This window comes from Leptolyngbya sp. FACHB-36, assembly GCF_014695955.1.
Lineage (GTDB): Bacteria > Cyanobacteriota > Cyanobacteriia > Leptolyngbyales > Leptolyngbyaceae > FACHB-36.
Map to the genome: position 1 here is coordinate 1 of NZ_JACJPG010000586.1, position 4,317 is coordinate 4,317.

Annotated in this window: 6 protein-coding genes and 1 pseudogene; 4 read left to right on the forward strand and 3 right to left on the reverse strand. The window is 53.6% G+C overall.

What is annotated here, in order from left to right; translation table 11 throughout:
* Nucleotides 1–729, reverse strand: a 729-nt coding sequence (locus H6F43_RS17125; RefSeq protein ID WP_190343929.1) for a glycosyltransferase, incomplete at its 3' end; no start/stop codon positions are given.
* 143 nt (nt 730–872) lie between these two features.
* On the opposite strand from H6F43_RS17125, the gene H6F43_RS17130 reads away from it, so the two are divergent.
* Nucleotides 873–2,585: an ATP-binding protein gene (locus H6F43_RS17130; protein WP_190343930.1), complete on the forward strand. Its 1,713-nt coding sequence runs from the start codon at nt 873–875 to the stop codon at nt 2,583–2,585.
* Entirely contained in the window at nt 2,539–2,793 is a 255-nt protein-coding gene (locus tag H6F43_RS17135) for a hypothetical protein (protein WP_190343931.1), read from the forward strand. The genes H6F43_RS17130 and H6F43_RS17135 overlap by 47 nt, the downstream gene beginning before the upstream one ends.
* 61 nt (nt 2,794–2,854) lie before the next feature.
* Here the strand turns inward: H6F43_RS17135 and H6F43_RS17140 are convergent, their stop codons facing one another.
* Nucleotides 2,855–3,082 carry a hypothetical protein gene (locus H6F43_RS17140; protein WP_190343932.1) on the reverse strand — a complete coding sequence of 76 codons (228 nt, stop codon included), beginning with the start codon at nt 3,080–3,082 and terminating at the stop codon, nt 2,855–2,857.
* 381 nt (nt 3,083–3,463) lie between these two features.
* Here H6F43_RS17140 and H6F43_RS17145 point away from each other — a divergent pair, with 381 nt between their 5' ends.
* On the forward strand, nt 3,464–3,694 hold the full coding sequence (locus H6F43_RS17145; RefSeq protein ID WP_190343933.1) for a hypothetical protein: 231 nt from the start codon (nt 3,464–3,466) through the stop codon (nt 3,692–3,694).
* A 98-nt stretch (nt 3,695–3,792) separates the two neighbouring features.
* Nucleotides 3,793–3,999: a hypothetical protein gene (locus H6F43_RS17150; RefSeq protein ID WP_190343934.1), complete on the forward strand. Its 207-nt coding sequence runs from the start codon at nt 3,793–3,795 to the stop codon at nt 3,997–3,999.
* A gap of 132 nt (nt 4,000–4,131) precedes the next feature.
* Here the strand turns inward: H6F43_RS17150 and H6F43_RS17155 are convergent.
* Nucleotides 4,132–4,317, reverse strand: a pseudogene (locus tag H6F43_RS17155) (clan AA aspartic protease); the annotation flags it as partial.

Here is a 4,317-nt window from a genome sequence, read left to right on the forward strand (position 1 = left end):
GGCTGGATCGGGCTGAAAGCCCTCGAAGTGAATGCGATCGCTCACCTGCGTTTGCTGCGCTTGCTGCTCAAACTGCGCTCGATCGGGTCCGTTGCCAATTAGATAGAGCTGAGCATCTGGAAATTGAGGCGCAATTTGGGCAAAGGCAGCAATCAGATCCGCAATGCCTTTGCGCTGGTACATGCCTGCTACGGTTGCGATCGCGGGACGCGACAACACCGCAGGACTGCCTTCGGCAGGCTGGCGCGGACTGCCCAACGTGCCATTGCGAATCACGCGCAGTTTACTGGATGAAATTCCGCGGCGCTGCATCGAGTCCGCCACCGCCTGACTGACCGCGATCGCGCGATCGGCAAGCCCCATTAGAATGGCACTGCGCTGAAATTCGTTATGAATGGTTGAGACAAGCGCGTAAGCTGTCCCGGCTCGCAGCGCCCATGCCAGCATTACTCCCGTCATCATGTGCGCATGAACAATGTCTGGCTGCACTGTTTGAATCAGATGCCGGTAGCTGTGAGCCGCCCGGATCAGCGCGATCGGCTGTCGTCGCTGCTCCAGCAAAACGTGCTGTGCGCCGTACTGTGCTAGCAGCGCCTCGTACTCACCACCCGCTGAGGCAACCCACACCTCGCAGCCCGATTTTGCCTGAAGGCAGGCAAGGTCGATCGCCACGTTGACAATGCCGTTGCCAATCTCTTGAACATGGTTCAGTAGGTGAAGGATTCGCACAGGAATAGTTGCTGACGGATTTCAGGGCTATTGTATTTGGCATTGCACGCCAGCGCATCCGCGCCAAATCCTTCTCTGTATCCGTGCTTCAATCAACGTAACTCGGCAAAATAGAAGCTGAAGTCATCGCGGTAAAGTACGACGTGAACGGAGACGAGTTCGTTGAACAGATTCAGGATGTGCAGAAACAAGTCGCCGAACTGCAACAGAATGCCGAGCAATTGCCACTGCCCCAGAAAAGCCGATTGACGGACTCTTTAGAGCGATTGACAGCGGCATTGAGAGATTTGCAGGTTGCAGAAGAAGCCATTCGGCTGCTGCTGTCGGCGGTGCAGCAGTCAAAGGATTCCATTATCATCACCACGGCGCATCTGAATCCACCGGGACCTGAAATCGTTTACGTTAATCCAGCTTTCACTGAGATGACAGGCTACACCGCCGACGAGGTGTTGGGCAAAACGCCGCGCCTGCTGCAAGGTCCCGATACCGATCGATCGCTGCTCGACGATTTGCGGCAGCATTTGATTGATGGCGAGCCGTTTCACGGTGAGGCGATTAACTACCACAAAGACGGCACGAAGTTTTACGTTGAGTGGAACATTACGCCCATTCGCAACATTGAGGGAGCAGTCACCCACTTCGTCGCCATTCAGCGGAACATCACCGAGCGCAAACGCTTAGAAGACGAACGAGAGCACCTGCTCAATCAAGAGCAAGCCGCTCGCACAGAAGCCGAAGCTGCCAATCGAACCAAAGATGAATTTTTGGCAACGCTCTCCCACGAGTTAAGGACGCCCCTAACGCCGATCTTGGGCTGGTCTAAGATACTGCAAACCAAGAAGCTGCCTGAGACAAAGCTGCGAGAGGCGTTGGAAACGATCGAGCAACACGCCAAACGACAGGCACAGCTTGTGGATGACCTGCTCGATCTCTCTCGCATTGTTCAGGGAAAGCTGACGCTGGATCTCACTGCCGTCGCGCTGATTAAGGCGATCGCCGCTGCCCTCGAAACCGTGTGGCTCTCGGCAGAAGCCCGATCAATTCAGCTTCATACCCAGCTTGACGCTACAGTTCCACCGATTATGGGCGATGGGGGCAGGCTGCAACAGGTGTTTTGGAATCTGCTCTCGAACGCGATCAAATTCACGCCGGACGGTGGGCAAATTACGGTGACGCTAGAGCGCGTGGGTCGCTCTGCCCAAGTAACTATCCGCGATACGGGACATGGAATCAGCCCGGATTTTCTGCCGTTTGTGTTTGATCGATTTCGACAGGCAGATAGCTCAATTACGCGCGGCTTTGGCGGCTTAGGGTTGGGACTGTCGCTCTCGCGGCAACTCGTCGAAGCACATGGCGGAATGATTCGCGCTGACAGCGCGGGCATTGGCAAGGGATCAACGTTCACGGTGCAGTTTCCTCTATCCGACACCGCCCTAACGTCTGCTCCAGAGCAAGGTGCTTCCCTGTCGAGCATTGAAGACGTTCGAGTGCTGCTAGTTGAGGATGATAGGTCTACCTTACAGTTCACGACTTACGTGCTGGAACAGGCAGGCGCGATCGTCACGGCGGTTACGTCCGCTAAAGCCGCCCTGAAAGCGTTGGCGAATGACCCGTTTGATATCTTGGTCAGCGATATTGGACTGCACGAGATAGACGGCTACAAGCTGCTGCACCAGCTGCGATCGCGTTCTAAATCCCTCAATCAAACCATTCCCGCAATCGCGCTGACTGCGTATGCCACCCAAAGCGATCGCCAGCAAGCCCTTGCAGCAGGCTATCAGCAGCACCTAGCCAAACCCTTCGAGCCAGATGCACTCGTTGCTGCGATCGCTGCCACTTTGGAGCGGCAAGCGTAGTGCAGGTCTATCTGGTGGGGCACGAGGGCGACTCAGAATTCAGTACGATTTGCAGCAGTCGTTTCAGCAGAGTTCACAGCAAGCTGTTCAGCATCGGCGTGACGATGTACTCGTCGGAGTCGCCAACTTCTGGGCTACCGCGTTTCATGTTGCTCCAGCGGTGATGAAGCCACTAGTGCGACGCATGTTTGGCATGAGCGATCGCTAATGGAGTTTCTTGAGTACCGCTAACCGCTAACCATTAACAGCCAACGGTCAGCCTCGCCGCTCTACTGATTTTGAGCAGCAATTGCATCTAACAGAGCCTCATCGGAGCAGTCCGTTTCCCAATTTCCGGGCAGCTTGACCCGCACCGATTGTGCGCCTCCGCTGGGTGTACACACCACCCAATAAGCATCCTCTTCGCCCTTGACGTGAGCCGCCTCATCGGAAATGCCGCTGAGTGCTTGAACGCAGGTCCAAGTGATTCCGTCGCTGTCCGTGACTTCCCGTTCCATATTTTTTCTGTTTCTGAGTCGGCAATTGTGATCGACTGGATTGGCTTTCTCACTCGCCGCTAAAAGGTACAGCTCGATCGCTCAATGCAGTTAGTGTTGCTGGAGAACGCACGAGTGGCTATCTCTCTACAGGAAGGGTGCCGCTGCACTTCCATGTCATTAGCACTCAGTATTTGGATAGATGCAGAATTAGAGCAGATTGCGTAAGTTCTTGAGTGTTAAACTGTGGCACGTCCTTCGTAGGTGCTATGAGTCAACCACCCCGAATCCTTTTTGCTGCATGCGTCCTGTCACTGCTCTTAAAGGTTAGACCTCGCGCGAGTTATTTGTAGCGAATCTCTCCATCTCATTCCCGCACTCCCTACATTGCCTGAATTAGCTATGACGCTATCGAACCCCGATCCGGCTACTATCACTGCGTTTGAGGAGTGGATGAAAGCGCAAATCGCCCAACTGAGCGTTGAGACGCTGAAGTCTGAAGCAATTACCTGTACAGCCTGCGGTGAGGTTTCAGGAACGTACATTATTGACTACAAGGGCGATCGCTTTCGCTTTCCGACCGATCGCGCCTATGCGTTCTTAAAATTCATTCACGAGAGCCATCATGCCTGACAATTGGTATTGACTGATTCAGACTCAATGCCGCCGTCAATCACGAGGATGGTTTTTAGGCTGATCAATTAACGACATCCAGTCCTTGCAGGAAAGCTATGAGTGAGAACCCATACCACGACCAACGATCGCTGGAAGAAACGGCGCAAACTCTGGGAAAACAAGCGATGGAGGCAGGTTTGATTCCCAGCTTTGTCGTCCATTTCTTTCCAGACAGTTGGGTTTTCTACATTCCTAATGAGCAGTCGGAACCACTGACGCCCGAAGAGGCTTATTTACACTTGCAGAAACTGCTTCAGCAGTAGATCCAGGGCAACCGCATCTAAAACATCTAGTTCGCTACGTGGGTGTTCAGCGGCTGCAAGAAACGGTTGCATCTAAGCCAGTGGTTTTCGGCAGTCCACTCCAACCGAGTTGTTAAACCCACTCAGCCAACTTCATCTACTCAATGCTTCAATTGTGACATTGCCGCCTTCCACTGCTTGAATCCGCAAATCGTAGCCGTAGAGTAAACTCATGCCGATCAGAGGATCGGTTTCAGCTTCATTGACAGGAATGGTTCGATATCCGCCATCCCAGATAATCGTCGCTGCATACACTTCAAAGGTAGTTTCACTACCATC